24 protein-coding genes are annotated in these 19,980 nt (G+C 68.0%); 10 read left to right on the top strand and 14 right to left on the bottom strand.

Translation table 11 applies throughout. From position 1 onward, the window contains the following. Window positions 1–23 precede the first annotated feature (23 nt). Both Q0V34_RS11095 and Q0V34_RS11090 read left to right on the top strand, forming a co-directional pair. On the top strand, window positions 24–1,085 hold the full coding sequence (locus Q0V34_RS11095) for a diguanylate cyclase (protein ID WP_297511704.1): 1,062 nt from the start codon (window positions 24–26) through the stop codon (window positions 1,083–1,085). Between the two features lie 133 nt (window positions 1,086–1,218). Then, window positions 1,219–2,022: an enoyl-CoA hydratase/isomerase gene (locus Q0V34_RS11090; protein WP_297511702.1), complete on the top strand. Its 804-nt coding sequence runs from the start codon at window positions 1,219–1,221 to the stop codon at window positions 2,020–2,022. Window positions 2,023–2,126: 104 nt separating this feature from the next. On the opposite strand, the gene Q0V34_RS11085 is transcribed toward Q0V34_RS11090, so the two are convergent. Genes Q0V34_RS11085 through Q0V34_RS11075 form a run of 3 tightly spaced genes read right to left on the bottom strand, consistent with a single transcriptional unit; the run spans window position 2,127 to window position 3,901 of the window. After that, complete coding sequence (locus tag Q0V34_RS11085) at window positions 2,127–2,525, bottom strand: ACT domain-containing protein (protein ID WP_297511700.1); 399 nt, start codon at window positions 2,523–2,525, stop codon at window positions 2,127–2,129. Next, the gene (locus tag Q0V34_RS11080; protein WP_297511698.1) at window positions 2,522–2,926 is read right to left on the bottom strand and encodes a DUF6165 family protein; all 405 of its coding nucleotides are present in this window, start codon (window positions 2,924–2,926) and stop codon (window positions 2,522–2,524) included. Before Q0V34_RS11080 ends, Q0V34_RS11085 begins: the two co-directional genes overlap by 4 nt. Beyond that, entirely contained in the window at window positions 2,927–3,901 is a 975-nt protein-coding gene (locus Q0V34_RS11075) for a glycosyltransferase family 9 protein (RefSeq protein WP_297511696.1), read from the bottom strand. It abuts the gene before it with no gap. 106 nt (window positions 3,902–4,007) lie between these two features. Here Q0V34_RS11075 and Q0V34_RS11070 point away from each other — a divergent pair, with 106 nt between their 5' ends. Next, on the top strand, window positions 4,008–4,808 hold the full coding sequence (locus Q0V34_RS11070; RefSeq protein WP_297511694.1) for a 1-acyl-sn-glycerol-3-phosphate acyltransferase: 801 nt from the start codon (window positions 4,008–4,010) through the stop codon (window positions 4,806–4,808). Window positions 4,809–4,922: 114 nt separating this feature from the next. Here the strand turns inward: Q0V34_RS11070 and Q0V34_RS11065 are convergent, their stop codons facing one another. The 10 genes from Q0V34_RS11065 to Q0V34_RS11020 all read right to left on the bottom strand — a co-directional run bounded on the left by Q0V34_RS11065 (window position 4,923) and on the right by Q0V34_RS11020 (window position 12,476). Beyond that, window positions 4,923–5,123, bottom strand: a complete 201-nt coding sequence (locus tag Q0V34_RS11065) for a hypothetical protein (RefSeq protein WP_297511692.1) — start codon at window positions 5,121–5,123, stop codon at window positions 4,923–4,925. Continuing rightward, window positions 5,123–5,527: an iron-sulfur cluster assembly accessory protein gene (locus Q0V34_RS11060; protein WP_297511690.1), complete on the bottom strand. Its 405-nt coding sequence runs from the start codon at window positions 5,525–5,527 to the stop codon at window positions 5,123–5,125. The genes Q0V34_RS11065 and Q0V34_RS11060 overlap by 1 nt, the downstream gene beginning before the upstream one ends. 118 nt (window positions 5,528–5,645) lie before the next feature. After that, window positions 5,646–5,987 (bottom strand): SUF system Fe-S cluster assembly protein, encoded by a 342-nt coding sequence (locus Q0V34_RS11055; RefSeq protein WP_297511688.1) that lies wholly within the window; start codon window positions 5,985–5,987, stop codon window positions 5,646–5,648. Window positions 5,988–5,991: 4 nt separating this feature from the next. Continuing rightward, window positions 5,992–7,245: an aminotransferase class V-fold PLP-dependent enzyme gene (locus Q0V34_RS11050; protein ID WP_297511724.1), complete on the bottom strand. Its 1,254-nt coding sequence runs from the start codon at window positions 7,243–7,245 to the stop codon at window positions 5,992–5,994. An 11-nt stretch (window positions 7,246–7,256) separates the two neighbouring features. Continuing rightward, entirely contained in the window at window positions 7,257–8,285 is a 1,029-nt protein-coding gene (gene sufD / locus Q0V34_RS11045; RefSeq protein ID WP_297511687.1) for a Fe-S cluster assembly protein SufD, read from the bottom strand. Further along, window positions 8,282–9,031, bottom strand: a complete 750-nt coding sequence (gene sufC / locus Q0V34_RS11040) for a Fe-S cluster assembly ATPase SufC (protein ID WP_297511684.1) — start codon at window positions 9,029–9,031, stop codon at window positions 8,282–8,284. Before sufC ends, sufD begins: the two co-directional genes overlap by 4 nt. Continuing rightward, window positions 9,024–9,413, bottom strand: coding sequence for a hypothetical protein (locus Q0V34_RS11035; protein ID WP_297511682.1), 390 nt, complete (start codon window positions 9,411–9,413; stop codon window positions 9,024–9,026). Before Q0V34_RS11035 ends, sufC begins: the two co-directional genes overlap by 8 nt. Further along, window positions 9,410–10,879 (bottom strand): Fe-S cluster assembly protein SufB, encoded by a 1,470-nt coding sequence (sufB, locus tag Q0V34_RS11030; protein WP_297511680.1) that lies wholly within the window; start codon window positions 10,877–10,879, stop codon window positions 9,410–9,412. The genes Q0V34_RS11035 and sufB overlap by 4 nt, the downstream gene beginning before the upstream one ends. Then, a complete protein-coding gene (locus Q0V34_RS11025; protein ID WP_297511677.1) occupies window positions 10,879–12,018 on the bottom strand; it encodes a cysteine desulfurase family protein in 1,140 nt (379 codons plus the stop codon). The genes sufB and Q0V34_RS11025 overlap by 1 nt, the downstream gene beginning before the upstream one ends. Next, window positions 12,015–12,476 carry an Rrf2 family transcriptional regulator gene (locus Q0V34_RS11020; protein ID WP_297511675.1) on the bottom strand — a complete coding sequence of 154 codons (462 nt, stop codon included), beginning with the start codon at window positions 12,474–12,476 and terminating at the stop codon, window positions 12,015–12,017. Before Q0V34_RS11020 ends, Q0V34_RS11025 begins: the two co-directional genes overlap by 4 nt. 181 nt (window positions 12,477–12,657) lie before the next feature. Between Q0V34_RS11020 and Q0V34_RS11015 the strand changes: the two genes are divergently transcribed. Continuing rightward, window positions 12,658–13,308 carry an alpha/beta hydrolase gene (locus Q0V34_RS11015; protein WP_297511673.1) on the top strand — a complete coding sequence of 217 codons (651 nt, stop codon included), beginning with the start codon at window positions 12,658–12,660 and terminating at the stop codon, window positions 13,306–13,308. A gap of 93 nt (window positions 13,309–13,401) precedes the next feature. Continuing rightward, window positions 13,402–14,682, top strand: coding sequence for an FAD-dependent oxidoreductase (locus Q0V34_RS11010; protein WP_297511671.1), 1,281 nt, complete (start codon window positions 13,402–13,404; stop codon window positions 14,680–14,682). Between the two features lie 129 nt (window positions 14,683–14,811). Here Q0V34_RS11010 and Q0V34_RS11005 read toward each other — a convergent pair whose 3' ends face one another. Beyond that, a complete protein-coding gene (locus Q0V34_RS11005; RefSeq protein ID WP_297511669.1) occupies window positions 14,812–15,915 on the bottom strand; it encodes an anhydro-N-acetylmuramic acid kinase in 1,104 nt (367 codons plus the stop codon). A gap of 42 nt (window positions 15,916–15,957) precedes the next feature. Between Q0V34_RS11005 and Q0V34_RS11000 the strand changes: the two genes are divergently transcribed. The 5 genes from Q0V34_RS11000 (at window position 15,958) to Q0V34_RS10980 (ending at window position 19,847) form a co-directional block, all read left to right on the top strand. Further along, window positions 15,958–16,008 carry a hypothetical protein gene (locus tag Q0V34_RS11000; RefSeq protein ID WP_297511723.1) on the top strand — a complete coding sequence of 17 codons (51 nt, stop codon included), beginning with the start codon at window positions 15,958–15,960 and terminating at the stop codon, window positions 16,006–16,008. Window positions 16,009–16,105: 97 nt separating this feature from the next. After that, complete coding sequence (tyrS, locus tag Q0V34_RS10995; protein WP_297511667.1) at window positions 16,106–17,431, top strand: tyrosine--tRNA ligase; 1,326 nt, start codon at window positions 16,106–16,108, stop codon at window positions 17,429–17,431. A gap of 85 nt (window positions 17,432–17,516) precedes the next feature. After that, a complete protein-coding gene (locus Q0V34_RS10990; protein ID WP_297511665.1) occupies window positions 17,517–17,978 on the top strand; it encodes a peroxiredoxin in 462 nt (153 codons plus the stop codon). 242 nt (window positions 17,979–18,220) lie between these two features. After that, window positions 18,221–19,372 carry a peptidoglycan DD-metalloendopeptidase family protein gene (locus Q0V34_RS10985; protein WP_297511663.1) on the top strand — a complete coding sequence of 384 codons (1,152 nt, stop codon included), beginning with the start codon at window positions 18,221–18,223 and terminating at the stop codon, window positions 19,370–19,372. Beyond that, window positions 19,353–19,847, top strand: coding sequence for a polymer-forming cytoskeletal protein (locus Q0V34_RS10980; protein WP_297511662.1), 495 nt, complete (start codon window positions 19,353–19,355; stop codon window positions 19,845–19,847). Before Q0V34_RS10985 ends, Q0V34_RS10980 begins: the two co-directional genes overlap by 20 nt. Window positions 19,848–19,980: the final 133 nt, after the last annotated feature.

Genomic DNA, 19,980 nt, shown 5'->3' with positions numbered 1-19,980 from the left:
ACGCCGACGAGGGAAGAAGAACGATGTCCGACGTCGAAACCACTCTGCGCGGTCCCGAGGCGTACAAGATCGCCTCCCGCGCCCTGGAGCTCATGGAGCGGCACCAGGTCTGGCCGACCGCGTTGAACTTCGAACTCTGGACCCACTATGTGGCCGATCCCGACGGCGCCCTGGCGCGCGAGCTGACTCGCCTGATTTCCCTGGGCGAGCCGATGACCGAGCTGGTCAGCGAGGAGCTCGCCGCGGCCTATCTGCCCAAGGCCCGCCTGAACGAACAGATCCGCGACGCTGGCGACCTGCTGTCCAAGGAACTCGAGGCGGTCTCCAAGGCCATTCACAACGCCCAGAAATCCAACGCCGCCTTCGGCCGGGAATTGGCGGGCGCGACCAAGAGCCTGGACAAGTCGACCGATGTCGAGGCCATCAAGGCCGTGGTCGGCAATCTCGCCGAGGCGACCCGGCGGGTGCACAAGGAAAACAAGTCGCTGGAAACGCGCCTGGCCGAATCGACCGCCGAGGTCGAGCGCCTGCGCGAGCACCTGGAACAGGTTCGCCGCGACGCGACGACCGACGGCCTGACCAATCTGGCCAACCGCAAGGCCTTCGACGAGGAACTGGACCGCGCCTGCCAGGAAGCCGACGAAGGCGGCTCGACCATCTGCCTGGCCGTGCTCGATATCGACCATTTCAAGGGCTTCAACGACACCTGGGGCCACCAGACGGGCGATCAGGTGATCCGCTACGTCGCGTCGGTCATCGGCCGCGTCGCCGCCCCGCCGCGCTTCGCGGCGCGCTACGGCGGCGAGGAGTTCGCGATGATCTTCCCGCGCGAGGCCGCCTCGGCGGTCGCCTCGACCCTGGAAGAGATCCGCGTGGAGGTCTCCTCGCGCATGCTCAAGCGTCGCTCGACCAACGAGGACCTGGGCGCGATCACCATTTCGTCCGGCTTCGCCGAGCGCAAGCCGGGCGAGAGCGGCCATTCGATCATGGAACGCGCCGACGCGGCGCTTTACGCCTCCAAGCGCGGCGGCCGCAACCGCGTGACGGCGGCGGAATCGATGCCGGGCGCGGCCAACGCCGCCTGATCGACTTTAAGCGACGTCTTGAAGCCACGCCGCCGATCCTCGACCGGCGGCGTTTTGGCGCGCAGATTCCACTAGCCTTCCCAAGGGGCAGAGGCGCCTAGACTGCCGCCAAGCAACAAGGGAGGCCCTGGCCGTGGAGTATCAGAAGATCCGTGTCTCGACGGAGGGCGCCGTCGCCACCGTCACCCTCGCCGATCCGGCCACGCTGAACGCCGCCAGCCTGGAAATCGCCCGCGAACTGACCCACGCTTTCGCGTCGATCGCGGCGGGGAAGATCGAGGCGCGCGCGGTCATCCTGACCGGCGAAGGCCGCGGGTTCTGCTCGGGCGCCAATCTGTCGGGCGGCGGCGCCGCGGGGCGCGAACTGGACGTCGACGGCAAGCCGGACGCCGGCTCGGCGCTGGAGACGACCTACAACCCCTTGATCACGGCGCTGCGCGACTTTCCGCTGCCGATCGTGACGGCGATCAACGGTCCGGCGGCCGGGGTCGGCTGCTCGATCGCGCTGATGGGCGATATCGTGGTGGCGGCCGAGAGCGCCTATTTCCTGCAGGCCTTCCGCCGTATCGGCCTCGTGCCCGACGGCGGCTCGACCTACCTGCTGCCGCGCCTGATCGGCAAGGCGCGGGCGATGGAGATGATGCTGCTGGGCGACAAGGTCCCCGCCGCCACGGCGCTGCAATGGGGACTGATCAATCGCTGCGTTCCCGACGCCGAGTTGATGACGACCGCTCGGGCCCTGGCCCTGGAGCTCGCCAACGGCCCGGCCGCGCTGGGCGCGATCCGCAAGCTGGTCTGGGACAGCCTCGATAGCGACTGGACCGGCCAGCTGCACGCCGAGCGCAAGGCCCAGAAGTTCGCCGGCAAGACCGAGGACTTCATCGAGGGCGTCAGCGCCTTCCTCCAGAAGCGCGCGGCGGCGTTCAAGGGGCGGTAGCCTCGGGGCCAAGACCCCCGCCCTTCGACAAGCTCAGGGTGAGGGTCTGTACCGAAAGGCGTCGAAAGTCGTCCTCACCCTGAGCCTGTCGAAGGGCGAGGACGCTAGGCGGAGGCCTGTAGCGCGAGCAGCGTCGCCAGCGCCTCGTCGGCGCGAGCCAGCGGTACGAAGACATGGTCGTGGTTCAGGGCCGCGACCATGTTGCAGGCAATGCCGACCTTGGCGAGCGCGGTGGCCACGGCGGCGGTAAGGCCCACTCCGTCCAGCGCGGAATAGACGTTGAGGGTTATCATCGCCATCGGCGCGTCGACGGGAAAACCGGCCGTTCGAGCGGCGTCGCGCTCCAGGATCAGGCTGACGCCTTCGGCTTCGCGGAACATGGCCAGCGGCGCCAGCGCGGCCCAGTCGCGGTCGCCCGCCGCACAGAACACATAGGCTCCGGACTTCAGATCGGGCGTCATCCCGGCGACCATTTCACGAGCATCGCGAACGACTTGCGTCATGTTTGCGACGCGGCGAGATAGGGCTTGTAGCTCTTCTCCTCGACGATCTCCGAGCCAGCGGCTTCGTTGATCGCGCGCTTGATGGCGGCCCGCTTGTCGTTGTCGATATAGACCCGGCGGGCCAGGGCCACGAAATCCGGACCGAAGTCCTGGCGGCGCTCGCAATCACGCTTGCCGTCCTCGACGTCCCAAAGCGCGGCGTTGACGGCGGTCAGCGCCTCGGTCAGGCGGGCGATCTCGGGAGTATCCGGCAGGTGCTCGCGGGCCGTCGCTTCCAGCAGCGCCAGTTCCTTGCGGACATTGGCCTCCTTGGCCGGGTCGCCGATGCGCTGAGCCTTGACCCGCAGGATGGTGATCTTGTCGACCAGTTCGCCCGCCGAGATCGGCGCGAGGATGGACATTCAGGCGGCTCCGGAGACCAGCTTCTCGAGGGCGGCCCACGCCGCGTCGATCGGCAGGGCGCCCATGCCATCTCCGTAGTCCTCCGCGATCAGCATCTCAAGCCGATCGGCGGCCGGGCGGAACTTCAGCGCCTTGCGCCGGTCCTGCTGCAACGACAGCAGCGGCGCGCCGCCGGCGGCCAGCATGTGGCCAGGACCGGCGTCGTTGGCGACGGCCGCCGCCAGACGCCCGGCCAGGGCGATGACCAGCAAGGGCCCCTTCACGCCCTGGAAGGCGTCGACCCGGTTTCTCTCGGGCTGGAGCCCCTCGCGAACCTCGTGGGCGGCGATGGCAGCGTCCTCGGCCTCGTCGGGGCCGAACAGAAACACCGGCGTCCAGCCTCGCGCCGTCACGCGCCGAGCGAGCGCCAGATAGTTTTCCAGCGGCCAGCGCTTGTCCTGACCGCCGGCGCCGGGCGCGAGGCCGATATAGGTGGGACCGGACGGCAGCAGGGCCTCGGCGGCCTTGAGGGCGTCGGGGTGCGTGAGCGTGAGCGGCTTTGGAGCGCCCTGCCCGTCCGTCGCTAGCGCCAGCAGTCGCGCGAGGCGGTCGGTGACCGCGACCGGCCAATCGCGCGTCCGCGCCTGGCGGGCGGCGGAGACGAAGCGTCCCTTGGCGCCCCGCCGCGCGACGCCGCTGCGCCGCAGGTTTTCCTGGGTGTCGATGACAAGGTCGAACCTTCGGCCGCCGAAGGGCTTGCGCCACGGCAGGCTGTCCACCGCCGCCGCGCCATTGCCCCGGTCCAGGATCACCTCGTCGACATAGCCGGCGACGACGCTCTTCAGCGGACCTGTATAGACGGTGTCGCCCTTGGCCGCGCACCAGGTGATGCGGGCGTCTGGAAAGGCCGCGCGCAGGCCGGCGATGAAGGGCAGCTTGATCAGACCGTCGCCGATCACCTCGCCCATCGAATAGATCAGAACCGTCTGGACCATGGCATCGCTTAGGCCGCGCCGCGCCGCTCGGTCAACGCCGACCGCGCGCTGTCTTCCTCGCCCAACGCGCGCTAAGCTGGAGGTGGAGCGGCTAGAGACGGACCCGATGCGCAGCGCCTTGTTCAACGCCTATTACTGGGTCCTGTCGATCTTCTACGGCCTGTCGGCCGCCCTCGCCGCCCTGGCGCCGGGCCGCGAGGCGGTGACCTTCACCCTGAGGCTCTACAGCCGCCGGATGCTGTGGGCGCTGGATCGCCTCGCCGGCGTGAAGGTTCAGGTGAAGGGCCAGGAGCATCTGCCCGCCGGCCCTTGCATCATCGCCGCCAAGCACCACAGCTGGGGCGACGGCTTCGTGATGTTCGCCCACGTCGACAACCTGAGCTTCGTCACCGGCGACCATCTGGAGAAGTTTCCGCTGGTCGGCGCGATCCTGAAGAAGTTCGGCGCCATCGTCGTCGACAGCTGCGGCGGCCCGGAAGCGCGCGAGGCCCTGTCCAAGAGCGCCGCCCAGGTGGCGGCGGAGGGGCGGCGGATCCTGATCTATCCCGAGGGGCATCTGGCCGCGCCGGGCGAGCGGTTCCGCTACCGGACCGGCGTCTATTACATGAGCAAGGACTTCGGCTTGCCGGTCGTGCCCGTGGCGACGAACCTCGGCTGCTTCTGGCGGCAGCAGGAAGCGAAGAAGACGCCGGGGACGGCGACGGTGGAGTTCCTGCCGGCCCTGCCCCAGGGCCTGGAGAAAGACGCCTTCATGGCCGAGATGGAGCGGGTGATCGAAGGCCGCACCAACGAGTTGATCGCCCAGGCGCGTGGCGAGCCGGTGAAGCCGGCGGTTCTGGTCGAGTGGGATGGGCGGAAGAACGTGGTGGTGATGCCGAAGGTCGCTCCGTCTTCCCTTTTCCCATAGGGAGAAGGTGGTCCGAGGGACCGGATGAGGGGGTACAGCGGTGGACGGCGGGCCGACACGCCGTCAAATGGCGCCCCCTCACCCTGCCCTCTCCCCATGGGAGAGGGTTCAAGGCTAGACCTCGACCGGACACTCCGCCGGAACCGCCACGAAGGTCCCCTCGGTCCGACGCTTGGCGAAGTGGGTGTGGGCGCACGTGGAGGAGCACAGCAGGCCGGTGTCCGACCAGTAGAGCGGCGCGTCGTCCTCGTGCTTGAAGCTCGGCGCGCCCCAAGGCAGGCCGCATTCGACGCAGGATGGGGTTCTGGCCAGCATCAGTGTTCGCCTTCCATTTGGCCCTCGGCCGCCGGCTGAATCGTCACGCTCTCGCCGCAGCCGCAGGCGTCGGTCTCGTTCGGATTGTGGAACACGAACTTCGAGGACAGCTTGGTCACCTCGTAGTCGATCTCGGTGCCGATCAGGAACAGCACCGCCTTGGGCTCGATCAGGATGGTGACGCCCTTGTCCTCGACCACCTCGTCGATCGGGCCCTTCGTCTCGGCATATTCGAAGATATATTCCTGGCCCGCGCAGCCGCCGTTCTTTACCCCGACGCGAAGGCCGGCATAGGGCTTGTCGGCCTTGTCCATGATCTCTTTCACGCGCGCGGCCGCGGCGTCGGTCAGGGTGACGACCTTCGGGCGCGGGCGGCGAGGACGGGGCGAGACGGTGGCTTCCATGGCGTTCGAACTCCCTTTTTCCGACCTCCCCAACGAATGCCGGGGTCCAGATCCATCCGGAACGGCGCCGGGTTTCACCTGGGTCCCGGCATTCGCCGGGAAGATCGGAGGAAAGATACTAGAACATATTCAACTGCAGCTTGGCCTCGTCGCTCATGCGCGAGGGGTCCCACGGCGGATCGAACACGAGGTCGACGGTGCAGGACCTCAGGCCCGGGATCTCCATCACCGCGTCCTTGACCCAGCCCGGCATCTCGCCGGCCACCGGGCAGCCCGGCGCGGTCAGGGTCATGTCGATGGCCACGTCCTTGTCGTCGGAAACGTCGACCTTGTAGATCAAGCCGAGCTCATAGATGTCGACCGGGATCTCCGGGTCGAACACCGTCTTCAGCTTCTCGATCAGCTGGTCGGTCAGCCGATTGAGTTCGTCCTGGGAAAGGGCGGTGGCGGTCTCTGTCATGGCCTCAACCGAAGAAGCTGCGGGCCTTGGCCAGCGCGTCCACGAACGCGTCGGCCTCGGCCTCGGTGTTATATAGGGCGAAGGACGCGCGGGCGCTGGAGGTGACGCCAAAACGCCGCATCAGGGGCTCCGCGCAGTGCGTACCGGCCCGGACGGCGACGCCGTAGCGGTCCAGCACCTGGGCGATGTCGTGGGCGTGGGCGCCCTCGACCGTGAAGGACAGCACCGCGCCCTTGCCGGGGGCGTCACCCAGGATCCGCACGCCGTTGACGCCGCGCAGCCGCTCGGCGACGCGTTCGTAGAGGGCGTGCTCGTGGGCGAAGATGGCGTCGCGGTCCAGGCCGTTCAGCCACGCGATCGCCGCGCCCAGGCCCACGGCCTCCAGGATCGCCGGCGTGCCGGCCTCGAAGCGGTGCGGCGGATCGGCATAGGTGATCTTGTCGAGGCTGACCGTACCGATCATCTCGCCGCCGCCCTGGTAGGGCGGCAGGGCCGCCAGGCGCTCGGCCTTGCCATAGAGCACGCCGATCCCGGTGGGGCCGTACAGCTTGTGGCCGGAGAAGACGTAGAAATCGACGTCCAGGGCCTTTACGTCGACCTTGGCGTGGACCACGCCCTGGCAGCCGTCCAGCAGCACCGGCGCGCCGGCCGCGTGGGCCAGGCGGATGATCTCGGCGACGTCGTTGACCGTGCCCAGCACGTTCGACATGTGGGTGACGGCGACCATCTTGGTCTTCTCGGACAACAGGCCCTTGTAGGCCTCCATGTCCAGACGGCCGTCGTCCAGCACCGGGATGAACTTCAGGACCACGCCCTTGCGCTCACGCAGGAAGTGCCACGGCACGATGTTGGCGTGGTGCTCCATCTCCGAGAGCACGATCTCGTCGCCGGCGTTGAGCCCGAGGCCGAACGAGCTGGCGACCAGGTTCACCGCCTCGGTGGCGCTGCTGGTCCAGACGACCTCGTCGCGCTCGGCGTTGATAAAGCGAGCGACGGTTTCCCGCGCCTTTTCATAGGCTTCGGTCGTTTCGTTGGCGAGCGTGTGCAGGCCGCGATGGACGTTGGCGTAGGCGGTGCGGGCCAGGCCCGTCATGGCGTCCAGAACCACGTCGGGCTTCTGGGCGCTGGCGGCGCTGTCGAGATAAATCAACGGCTTGCCGTGAACTTCTCGCGCCAGGATCGGGAACTGGGCGCGGATCGCCTCGACATCGAAGCCCCTTCCCCCTTGCGGGGAAGGGGTTGGGGATGGGGGTGTCAGCGCGGCGTTGCTCACAGCTCGCTCCCCAGCTTGGCGGCGACCCAGGCGGCGGCGGCGTCGCGCGCGCCCTCGTGCTGGATACGCTCGATCACTTCGCCGACGAAGGCCACGGTCAGCATGGCCTTGGCCTCGGCCTCGGGAATGCCGCGCTGCTCGGCGTAGAACAGCACCTCGTCGTCCAGCGCGCCGATCGTGTTGCCGTGGGCGCAGGAGACGTCGTCGGCGAAGATCAAGAGTTCCGGCTTGGCGTCGATTTCGGCCTTATCGGACAGGATCAGGGCGTGATGGCCCATCCGCGCATCGGTCTGATCCGCGCCCTTTTCGACGACGATCCGGCCTTGGAACACGCCGCGCGCCTGGTCCGTCACCATGCCCTTCGTCAGCTGGCTGGTGACGCCTTCGAGGCCGCCGTGGGTGACGACGCTGGTCAGGTCGGCGTGACGCTGGGCGTCGAGCAGATAGGCGCCGTCGAGGCGGACCTCGGCGTGCGCGCCGGGGTGGCCGACGCGCGTCTCGATCCGCTGGCGACGCGCGCCGGAGGTCAGGATGGTCTGGGCGAACTTGGCGCCGGGGGCCAGGGCGACCTCGGCCGTGACGACATTGACCGCCTCGGCCTCGTCCTCGACCAGGACGATGCGTTCCAGCGACGCGCCCTCGCCCACGGCGATGTCGAGCATAACGTCGGAGACGTAAGCCCCGGCGCGACCTTCGTGGCTTTCCAGCAGAACGAGGCTCTCGCCTGGCTTCACGACCAGGGCGTGGCTGGCGCCCTGCGCGGCCTTGTCGGCCAGGGCGACGAAGCGCAGGGCCACGACGCCCGAGGCGGCGTCGGAGCCCACCACGCGGCGGCCGTTCACAAACACGGTCTCGGCGTCGGCCAGGCCCGCGAACGGCCCCGCCGGAACGGCGCCGTCATGGGCCGGGGCGGCCGGCGGCAGGGTCTTCAGCAGGCCGCGCAGATCCGTCCAGCGCCAGTCCTCGTCACGCCGCGACGGCAGCGCCGAGAGATCGCCGGTCTTGAGGGCGATCGAAAGGGTCAAGCCGCCGCTCCCACGATGCGGTCGTAGCCCTCGGCTTCCAGCCGCAGGGCCAGCTCCGGACCGCCCGAGGCGACGATGCGGCCGGCGGCCAGCACGTGGACCTTGTCGGGTTTGATGTGGTCCAGCAGGCGCTGATAGTGGGTGATGACCAGCATGCCGCGCTCGGGCGAGCGCAAGGCGTTGACGCCTTCCGAGACGATCTTCAGCGCGTCGATGTCGAGGCCGCTGTCGGTCTCGTCGAGGATGAGGAACTTCGGCGAAAGCATCGCCATTTGAAGGATTTCCATCCGCTTCTTCTCACCGCCCGAGAAGCCGACGTTCAGGCCGCGCTTGAGCATCTCGAAGTCGATCTTCAGAGACGCGGCCTTCTCCTTGGCCAGCTTCAGGAAGGCCGGGGCGGCGATCTCGTCCTCGCCCCGCGCGCGGCGCTGGGCGTTCAGGGCGGTGCGGATGAAGGTCAGGGCCGGAACGCCCGGAATTTCCAGCGGATATTGGAACGACAGAAAGAGGCCCTTTGCGGCCCGTTCATTGGGCTCCAGCGCCAGCAGATCGTCGCCGTTCAGGCTCGCCGAGCCCTCGGTGACCTCATAGCCGTCGCGGCCGGTCAGCACGTAGGACAGGGTCGACTTGCCGGCGCCGTTCGGGCCCATGATCGCGTGGACCTCGCCGGCCGGCACGTCCAGCGTGACACCCTTCAGGATCGGCTTGTCCTCGACGCGGGCGTGAAGGTTCTGGATCTTAAGCATGGGTCTCGTTGATTTTTCTGTATTCCGCCTCGCGGTCGGCGAAGGTGCCGGCGACGGCGATCTGGCCTTGGAGGGCGGCGTTCAAGAGCGGAAGATCCTCGGGCGGGATCCAGTATTCCTCGTGGCCCGGCGTGCCCGAAACCCTTTGCTCATACTGATCGAGGAACGCCTTGGCGACCTCGAACCGCACGATGTAGCCGCGCCGATAGGTCGTATGGGCCGCGTTCCAGTCACGGGCCAACTGGGCCGCGAAGGCCTCGTCGGTGACGGGGCGGAAGATGGGCTGGTCGATATCGTGCGGCGGAAAGGCTTTCCAATCCGCGGCGCGGATATCCTGCAGCTCCTCCAGGCCAACGGGCTGATAGAGGGTGACCGTGGTCATCCGACGCTGCCCTCCAGGCTGATCGCCACCAGCTTCTGGGCCTCGACGGCGAATTCCATGGGCAGTTGCTGCAGCACGTCCTTGACGAAGCCGTTGACCAGCAGGGCCACCGACTCCTCTTCCGAGAGTCCGCGCTGCTGGCAGTAGAACAGCTGGTCGTCCGACAGCCGCGTGGTGGTGGCCTCGTGTTCGAACACCGACTGGCCGTTGCGGGCCTCGATGTAGGGCACGGTGTGCGCCGCGCAGTCCTTGCCGATGAGCAAGGAGTCGCACTGGGTGAAGTTGCGCGCGCCCTTGGCCTTGGGGTGAGCCGAGACCAGGCCGCGATAGGTCGAGGTCGACTTGCCGGCGCTGATGCCCTTGGCGACGATCCGCGAGCGGGTGTTGGCGCCCAGGTGGATCATCTTGGTGCCGGTGTCGGCCTGCTGATGGCCGTTGGTCACCGCGATCGAGTAGAACTCGCCCGAGCTCCCCTCGCCGCGCAGCACGCAGGACGGATATTTCCAGGTGATGGCCGAGCCGGTTTCGACTTGGGTCCACGAGACTTTCGAGCGATCACCGCGACAGTCGGCGCGCTTGGTCACGAAGTTGTAGATGCCGCCCTTCCCGGTCTCGGGATCGCCCGGGTACCAGTTCTGGACGGTCGAATATTTGATCTCGGCGTCGTCCAGCAGGACGAGCTCGACCACGGCCGCGTGCAGCTGGTTCTCGTCACGCATCGGGGCCGTGCAGCCTTCCAGGTACGAGACGTAGGCGCCCTTGTCGGCGACGATCAGGGTGCGCTCGAACTGGCCGGAATCCTTGGCGTTGATCCGGAAATAGGTCGACAGCTCCATCGGGCAGCGCACGCCCGGCGGGACGTAGACGAACGAGCCGTCAGAGAAGACCGCGCTGTTGAGGCAGGCGAAATAGTTGTCCGAGGTCGGCACCACGCTGCCCAGGTATCGGCGAACCAGCTCCGGGTGTTCGCGGATCGCCTCGCTCATCGAGCAGAAGATGACGCCGGCCTCCGCCAGCTCCTTCTTGAAGGTGGTCACGACGCTGACGCTGTCGAACACGGCGTCGACAGCATAGCGCGGCGCGCCTTCGACGCCGGCCAGAACCGCCTGCTCCTTCAAGGGGATGCCGAGCTTTTCGTAGGTGGCCAAGAGCTCCGGATCGACCTCGTCCAGGCTCTTGGGGCCTTCCTTGGTCTTGGGCGCGGCGTAGTAGTAGGTGTCCTGGTAGTCGATCGGCGGATAGCTGACCTTGGCCCAGTCGGGCTCGTCCATCGCCAGCCAGCGGCGATAGGCGTCAAGCCGCCATTCCAGCATCCATTCCGGCTCGTCCTTCTTGGCCGAGATGAAGCGCACGATGTCCTCGGAGAGGCCCTTGGGGGCGAACTCCTGGTCGATTTCGGTCGTAAAGCCGTGCTCGTACTTCTCGAGCGCGGCGACGGTTTCGACGGTCTCTTTCACCGCGGCCATTACGCCACCTCCCGGCGCCGGGCGCCGATCCGCTTCCAGGCGGCGAGCCAGGCGTCGCCGCACTTGATCCAATCGTCTTCCGTACTCGCCCAGCCGCCGCTGATACGCAGGGCGAACGGGGCGAGATCGGCGCGGCCCATGGCTTCCACGACGCGGCTGGCCTTGACCTTGCCCGACGAGCAGGCGCTGCCGGCGCTGACCATGATCCCGGCCAGGTCCATGGTCATGACCTGGACCTCGGAGCCGAAGCCCTGGCCGGCGAAACACAGGGTTTGCGGCAGGCGTTCAACGCCTTCGCTCAGGACAATCGCGCCTTCCGCCTTCAGTCGCTCGGCCAGGGTGTCGCGCCATTGAGCCTGTTCGGCCATCGCGGCAAGGCCTTCCCGCCCCAACTTGGCGGCGACGCCGAAAGCGGCGATGCCGGCCACGTTCTCGGTGCCCGCCCGGCGGCCGCGCTCCTGACCGCCGCCATGCAGGCGGCGGGTGACGGTGGCGCGGGTCCCGGCGACCAGGGCGCCGACGCCCTGCGGCCCGCCCAGCTTGTGGGCCGACAGGGCCATGGTGTCCGCGCCCAGACCGGAGAAGTCGATGGCGATCTTGCCGGCGGCCTGGACGGCGTCGACATGCAGCCAGCCGTCGGCGGCCCGGACCAGGGCGGAGGCCTTATCCACAGGCTGGATGACGCCGGTCTCGTTGTTGGCCAGCATCAGGCAGACCAGGGTCTTGCCCGGCCTTTCAAGCGCTTGCGCCAGCCAGCCAAGGTCAGCGACGCCATGGCTGTCCACAGGCAGGACCTCGACCGGCAGGCCAGAGGCCTTGGCGGTCTCGGTCACCGCGTCATGCTCGATGGCGGAGAGGATGATGCGCTCGACGCCGGCGGCCTTGGCGCTGTCGATGGCCAGGGCGTTGGCCTCGGTGCCGCCGCTGACGAAGGTGACGGAGCCGGCGGGCACGCCGACCAAGGCGCCGACCTCGGCCCGGGCGCGCTCGACGACGTCGCGGGCGGCGCGGCCGGCGGCGTGGACCGACGAGGGGTTGGCCGGGCTCTCCAAGGCGCGCAGCAGCGCGTCCTTCGCCTCCGGCCGCAGCGGCGCGGTGGCGTTGTAGTCGAGATAGATCGAGGCGCGGGGCGTGCTCACTCGGCCGCGATCTCCAGAGGACGCGAGGGTCGCAGCTCGCCCGCCAGCACGTCGGCGACCGAGACGCTGGCCAGATAGCCGTGGATCTGGCGGCCCATCTCTTCCCACAGGCCATGGGTCATGCAGCGCTCGCCCCCGGCCATGCAGCCCTTGGCCTGGCCCTTGGTGAAGTTGCAGCGCGTGGCGCGCAGCGGCTCGTCGACCGCCAGCACGATGTCGGAAATGAAGGTCTCGGCCGAGGCCTTGGCCAGGCGATAGCCGCCGCCTGGCCCGCGGGCGCTGATCACCAGACCCTTGCGGCGCAGACGCGCGAACAGCTGCTCCAGATAGGACAGCGAGATCTGCTGGCGCGCGGCGATCTCGGCCAGGGCCACGGCGCGGCCCTCGCTCTCGTCCTGGCGCTTGGCCAGGTCGGTCATCGCCATGACCGCGTATCGCCCTTTGGTGCTCAGGCGCATGAGCCTTACCCCTTGCAGATTCCGCGCGCATCGGCTTTTGCGTGTGCTACAAGCCGCGACTTCGCGCGCGGGCCGTCGGCCCGCCGCGCGGTTGGCGATTTAGGAAGACCAAGCGCGGTGGTCAAGTATTCCGGGCCGGAAAAAGGCCGGATCCGGACCGCCGCCAGCGGAAAGGGACGATATGCCTGATGTGATTTTGACCGGCGCGTCCGGCCGGATCGAAGGTCGCTATTCGCCGGGCAAGACCGAAACGGCGCCGATCGCGCTGATCCTGCACCCGCACCCCAAGGCCGGCGGTCACATGAACCATCCGGTGGCGGTGCAGCTTTATCACCTGTTCATGAAGCGCGGCTTCGCCACCTTGCGCTTCAATTTCCGCGGCGTGGGCCGCAGCCAGGGCGAGTTCGACAGCGGCATCGGCGAGCTTGCCGACGCGGCGACGGCGCTGGACTGGCTGCAGACCAGCAATCCGGCCGCCAGCCAGACCTGGGTCGCCGGCTTCGACTTCGGCGCCTATATCGGCATGCAGCTCTTGATGCGTCGTCCCGAGACCGACGGCTTCATCTCGGTCTCGCCGCCGACCAACATGTACGATTTCAGCTTCCTGGCCCCCTGCCCGGCCTCGGGCCTGTTCCTTACCGGCTCGGCCGACACCATCACCCCGCCGGTCGAGGTGGAGCGCGTGGTCACCAAGCTGCGCACCCAGAAGGGCATCACGATCGACTACGAGGTCATCGACAAGGCGACGCACTTCTGGGCCGAGCATCTGCCCAGCGTCGAAAAGAGCGTCAGCGACTATTTGGATAAACGGCTGGCGGAAAACCCGATCTAGACGTTTCAGAAGGCCTCCCCTCCGGGAGGCCTTTTTCGTTGAACGATGCTCGCCTATATTTTCACCAATTGATGAATATCAAGCGAGGCGGTGATGCACTACGACATCGTCATCGTCGGCGGCGGCGCCGGCGGACTGGAACTGGCCTCGCGGCTGGGACGCCGCCTCGGCGGACGACACGGCAAGCGCCGGGTGCTGCTGATCGACCGCTCCAGCTTCCACATCTGGAAGCCGACCTTGCACGAAGTGGCGGCGGGGACCCTGGACGTCCATCAGGAGGGGATCTCCTATTCGATCCTGGGCCGCTCGAACGGCTTCAACTTCCTGCTCGGCGATCTGGCGACCTTCGATCCCGTCGCCAAGCGCCTGACCCTGAAGGCGATCACCGGCGAGGACGGCCAGGTGCTGGTCCCCGAGCGCGCCGTCAGCTTCACCTTCGGCGTGCTGGCGATCGGCTCGGGCTCGAACCTGTTCGGCACGCCGGGCGCAGAGCAGGCCCACCTGCTGGAGCGAACCGAGGACGCCGAAGCCTTTCACGCGCGGCTGCTGGCGGCGTTCACCAAGGCCTCGTTCGCCGAGGACCGGATCATGCGGGTCGCCATCGTCGGCGGCGGCGCGACCGGCGTCGAGCTGGCGGCCGAACTGATCGAGGCGCATCGGGAATTGCTGGGCAGCCTGGGCGACGAGCAGCGCTTCCGCCTGGACATCGCCGTCGTCGAGGCCGCGCCGCGCATTCTGAACGGCTTGCCGGCGAAGATCGCGGAAAAGGCGACGCTGGCCCTGGAGCGCAAGGGCGTGGCGGTCAAGACCGGCGCCAAGGTGCTGGCCGTGCATCCCGACCGCCTGGAGACCAGCCAGGGCGTGCTGCGCGCCGACCTGATCGTCTGGGCCGCCGGGATCAAGGCGGCCGAGGGCAACAAGGCCTTTGGCCTCGACATCAACGCCGGCAACCAGTTCGTGGTCAATGAGCGGCTGGAGACCTCGTCGCCCGACGTCTGGGCGCTGGGCGACTGCGCCGCCGCGCCGTGGAAGGACGGCAAGCTCGTTCCCGCGCGCGCCCAGGCGGCGCACCAGCAAGCCAGCTATCTGGAACGCGTGCTCGTCGCGCGCTTGAACCAGGGGCGAGTCGCCGCGCCGTTCGTCTATCGCGACTTCGGCTCGCTGGTGTCGCTGGGCGACCACAAGGGAGTCGGGGCGCTGATGGGCGGTCTGGGCGGGCCGAACTTCTTCATCGAGGGCCTGCTGGCCAAGTGGGCCTACATGTCGCTGCACCTGGACCACCACCGGGCGATCCTGGGCGTTTGGCGCACGGCGACCCTGGCCCTGGCGAGGCTGCTGCAAGAGCGTGTGTCTGGCCGCCTGAAGCTGCACTGAGATGAGCGACGGGATGGCGGGCCCGTCCTCGCCCTTCGACAAGCTCAGGGTGAGGACTATTCTGACCGCCCAGTCCCTAGAAAACCTCATCCTGAGCCTGTTGAAGGACGAGGTTTTCGGCTCCCCAGACTAAGGCTCTATGATCCGCCCTCCCGTCATCGGCGCCTTAACGCCGGTGGTGCCGGGAAAGCTGATCGGCAACCCGCGCGCCGTCCGCGCGGCGAGGTAGGCGAAGGCCTCGGCCTCGATGCTGTCGCCGCGCCAGCCGTAGTCCTCGGCGGTCCGAACCGGGATCGGGGCGCGCTCGGACAAGGCGCGCATGATCTGCGGATTGCGCCGGCCGCCGCCGCAGACGATCAGGGCGCTGGGCCGCGCGCCATGCTCGAAGGCCTTGATCACCGCCTCGGCGGTGAAGGCCACCAGGGTGGCGGCGGCGTCCTCGGCCGACAGCGGCTCCACTAGGTCCAGCGGGAAGTCGTAGCGGTCCAGCGACTTGGGCGCTGGGCCGGCGAAATAGTCGCTGGCGAGGAAGGCCTCGAGGATCGCCCGGTCGACCCGGCCGGCGGCGGCCAGGCGGCCGTTTTCGTCGAAACGCCCCAGACCCCGCTCCTGCAGCATCAGGTCGATCATGCCGTTCCCCGGACCGGTGTCGAAGGCCAGCAAGTCGTCGCCCTCGCCAATGAGCGTGATATTGGCGACGCCGCCGATGTTCAGCGCGGCCACCGGGGCGGCCAGGCCCGAGGCCCGGGCGCGGGCGGCGTGATAGATCGGGGCCAGAGGCGCGCCCTGCCCGCCCGCCGCGACATCGGCGGTGCGGAAGTCGAACGCCACGGGTCGGCCCGAGACCTTGGCCAGGCGCTCGGCGTCGAGCAACTGCACGGTCCGGCCGATCCGCTCCGGCGTCGGCCGCTCGTGCAGCACCGTCTGACCATGGACGCCCAGCAGGTCGAAGTCGTCCCAGGTCAGGCCGTGCTCGGCCAGGAAGCTCCCGGCGGCATGCAGGTGCTCGTCGGCGACGGCGCGAGCGGCCTCGGCGAAGATGTCGGGCGCGGGCTTGTCGCGGGGCCAGCCCCGGGCGACCTCGGTGGCGACCAGCAGCAGATCGCGCGTCTCATCGCGCAACTTGCGCTCGCCCGCCGGCCCGAAGGCCTGGATGTCCTCGCCGTCGGTTTCGAGCACCGCCATGTCGACCGCGTCGAGGGAGGTGCCGGTCATGAATCCCAGGATCTTCATGGCGACGTTGACTGCCACGCCCGCGAACCGCTAGCTAGGCCCATGATCGACGCCTTCGCCCTGGCCCGCCCCTATTACCGCCCGCTGCCATAGCGGGAGGCCGACCAGACACGTCGCTTAGCCCCCGCCTCGCCGGGGTCGTTTCCAATCAGTCGATCATGCGCTCCGGCCCTTCCCCGGAGTCCGAGAAATGAAGTCCTCACACACCGACCAAGCCGTGCTAGACGGCCCGCCAGCCCAAAAAGAGAGTCGATCCATGTCCGCCGCCTCGTCCTTCAAGTCGGAGTTCCTGCGAACCCTGGAGGCGCGCGGCTATATCCACCAGATCACCCATCCAGAGGAACTGGACGCCGCCGCGAGCACGGGCGTGATCACCGCCTATGTCGGCTTCGACGCCACGGCCTCGAGCCTGCACGTGGGTAATCTGATCTCGATCATGATGCTGCGCCGGCTGCAGCAGGCCGGCCACAAGCCGATCGTCCTGATGGGCGGCGGCACGACCAAGGTCGGAGATCCCTCGGGCAAGGACGAAAGCCGCAAGTTGCTGACCGAGGACGGCATCAAGGCCAATATCGCCAGCATCAAGGGCGTCTTCGCCAAGCTGCTGAAGTTCGGCGACGGCCCGACCGACGCGGTGATGGTCGACAACGACGAGTGGCTCAGCAAGCTGGGCTACATCGAGTTCCTGCGCGAATACGGCCGTCACTTCACGGTCAATCGCATGCTGACCTTCGACTCGGTCAAGCTGCGGCTCGATCGCGAGCAGCCGCTGACCTTCCTCGAATTCAACTACATGCTGATGCAGGCCACCGACTTCCTGGAGCTGAACCGTAAGTACGGCTGCGGGCTGCAGATGGGCGGCTCGGACCAGTGGGGCAACATCCTGAACGGGGTGGAGCTGATCCGGCGCGTCGACCAGAAGCCGGCGTTCGGCCTGACCACGCCGCTGCTGACCACGGCCTCGGGCGCCAAGATGGGCAAAACGGCCGCGGGCGCGGTGTGGCTGAACGCCGAGCAGCTGAGCCCCTACGACTACTGGCAGTTCTGGCGCAACACCGAGGACGCCGACGTCGGCCGGTTCCTGAAGCTATTCACCGACCTGCCGCTGGAACGCGTCGCCGAACTGGAGGCCCTGGAGGGCGCCCAGATCAACGAGGCCAAGAAGGTGCTGGCCGACGAGGCCACCCGCATGGTCCATGGCGACGAAGAGGCGCGCAAGGCCCGCGACGCGGCCGAGAAGGCGTTCGAGCAGGGCGCGCTGTCGGCGGACCTGCCGACCTTCGAACTGCCGGCCGCCGACCTGGAGGCCGGCGTGGTGCTGGCGGCCCTGTTCGCGGACGCGGGTCTGGCAAGCTCGCGCGGCGAGGCCCGTCGCCTGGCCCAGGGCGGGGGCGTGAAGGTCAACGACAAGGCCGAGCCCGACGCGAACCGGCTGATCACCTCGGCGGACCTCGTCGAGGGCGTGGTCAAGCTGGCCGCCGGCAAGAAGAAGATCGTGTTGGTGAAGCCTGTTTAGTTATGGGGTTGATTATGGTTCCGCCCCTGGCGTAGGCCAGGGGTCGGGACGACGGTTTCCCTAACGGACCTCAAGGACGCGTTCGATGCTGCAGCCCGGCGACAAGGCTCCCGATTTCGACCTTCCGACCGACACCGGCCGCGTCAGCCTGGCCGGCTTGAAGGGCAAGAACATCGTCCTTTACTTCTACCCGAAGGACGACACGGCCGGCTGCACGTCCGAGGCGCTGCAGTTCTCGTCCGAGGTCGAGGAGTTCCAGAAGCTGGGCGCGGTGATCGTGGGCGTCTCGAAGGACAGCGTCGCCTCGCACGCCAAGTTCCGCGCGAAGCACGACCTGACGATCGAGCTGGCGGCCGACCCCCTGGGCGATGTGGTCGAGACCTACGGCGCCTGGGTCGAAAAGAGCATGTACGGCCGCAAATACATGGGCATCGACCGCTCCACGTTCCTGATCGACCGCGAGGGCGTGATCCGCGAGGTGTGGCGCAAGGTGAAGGTGCCAGGCCACATCAAGGCGGTGATGACCGCCGCCAAGGCCCTGAAATAGCCAAAAGCCCGCGCGGGCGGTTTCGAAGTCATCGACACCGAGGTGTGGCGCCCGCGCCGCGATGTGTGGCCTTTTCGCGCGCTTTTCGCCATCCGAGTGGCGCGCGTGGTCAGGAATCATTAAGATTTGCGACGGACAATAATATTTCGTGACTCGCGCTCACTTCGGGCGCGAAGAGTCTTGCGCCTTTCCGCTTTCTTGTTGCATATCGCCGAGACCTGAAACGGGGGGTTTCTTGGGCGATGGCGATCACGCGCTTCAAGCGGCTGCGGCAATCTCTCGAGGCTCTTTTTCCTGAGCGCCACATCTATATCCGCTCGGGCGGCGAGATGCGGGGCTATGTGTTCTCCACCAACAAGCAGTTGCTGGGCGCCACCGTGGTCGCCGGCGCCGCGCTGTGGATGGGCGTCTGCACCGCCGCGATGATGGTCAACGCCCTGGCGGTCAGCTCGACCGACCAGCAGGTGATCAAGCAGAAGGCCTATTACGAGCGCCTGAACGCCGATCGGCAGGCGCGCCTGAACAGCGCCGTGGCTCAGTTGTCGGCCACCAACGGCTCTCTGGAGGAATTGGCCGCCTCGGTGGAGAAGCGTCACGCCGCCCTCGCCCTGCTGGTCTCCGATTTCAAGGGCGTGCCCGGCGCCGCCGACGCCTTGAAGGTGGCCAAGCCCCGCCTGCTGGCCGCCAGCCCCGTGCAGCGCATCCAGGCCACGCGGATGGATCAGGAGCGCCTGATCGACGCCGCCGAAAGCTTCGCCAAGAGCCGCGCCGATCGCCTGCGCCTGGCCATGCGGATGGCGGGTCTGGACGCCGGCAACTTCACCGGCCGCGGCGTTTCGCTGGGCGGTCCGCTGATCGAAGCCAAGGACCCCCGCGCCCTCGCCGCCGTCCTGGACGTCGACGAGGACTTCGCCAGCCGCATCCAGCACGCGGCCAACGACATGTCGGACATGCGCACCCTGGGCGCGGCGGCCCAGAAGCTGCCCTTCTATCGCCCGACCGGCAATCCGGCCCTGTCGTCGAGCTACGGCGTCCGTTTCGACCCGTTCACGCACCGGCCCGCCTTCCATTCGGGCCTGGATTTCCCTGGCTCCTTCTACACGCCGATCATGGCCACCGCGCCGGGCGTGGTGTCGTTCACCGGCGTGCGCTCGGGCTATGGCAACACGGTCGAGATCGACCACGGCAACGGCTTCAAGACCCGCTACGCCCACCTCGCCACGATCGGCGTTCGCGTCGGTCAGCGCGTGACCATCGGCACGCGGATCGCGGCCATGGGCTCGACCGGCCGCTCGACCGGCCCGCACCTGCACTACGAAGTCTGGGTCAATGGCAAGGCCCAAAACCCCAATCGCTTCTTGAAGGCTGGTGAGTATGTTCAGCAAGCAAGCTAAGTCCGGGTCCAAGACTCCGACGCGTATCGAACCCCTGCCCGCTCCGACCGCCGCCGCGGCGCCGGTCGAGGCCGCGCGACGCGGTCCGCCGAAGGTGGCGAGCCTGCTGTCCGCCGACCTGACCATCGAGGGCAGCGTCATCGGCGAGGGCGAGTTGCAGATCGACGGCGTGGTCAAGGGCGACGTCCGCGTCGGCCGCCTGACCGTCGGCGAGACCGGCCACATCGAAGGCGGCGTCTATGCCGAGGCGGTGGAGGTGCGCGGCCGCGTGGTCGGCGCGATCACCTCGAAGCAGGTCCGCCTCTATGGCACCTCGTATGTCGATGGCGACATCACCCACGAGCAGCTGGCCATGGAGACCGGCGCCTTCTTCCAGGGCCGCAGCTTGAAGTTCCAGCGTCCGACGGCTCCGGCCCAGCCGGCGCCGCATCCGGAGACCCTGGCGATCGCCCAGGCCAAGCCGGTCGCGGGCTGAGGCTTTCGCCCGTCAGCAGGACAACGCCCCGGAGCGATCCGGGGCGTTTTTCATTGGCTGTTCTAGCCTTGAGTACCGATGGCCTCTTAAGCGCCCGGCCTCGCCCTTCGTCAGGCTCAGGGCGAGGACGACT

This window comes from uncultured Caulobacter sp., from assembly GCF_947036865.1.
GTDB lineage: Bacteria > Pseudomonadota > Alphaproteobacteria > Caulobacterales > Caulobacteraceae > Caulobacter.
Note: the sequence above shows the minus strand (reverse complement) of the source record. Positions and strands in the feature narration are given on the sequence as shown.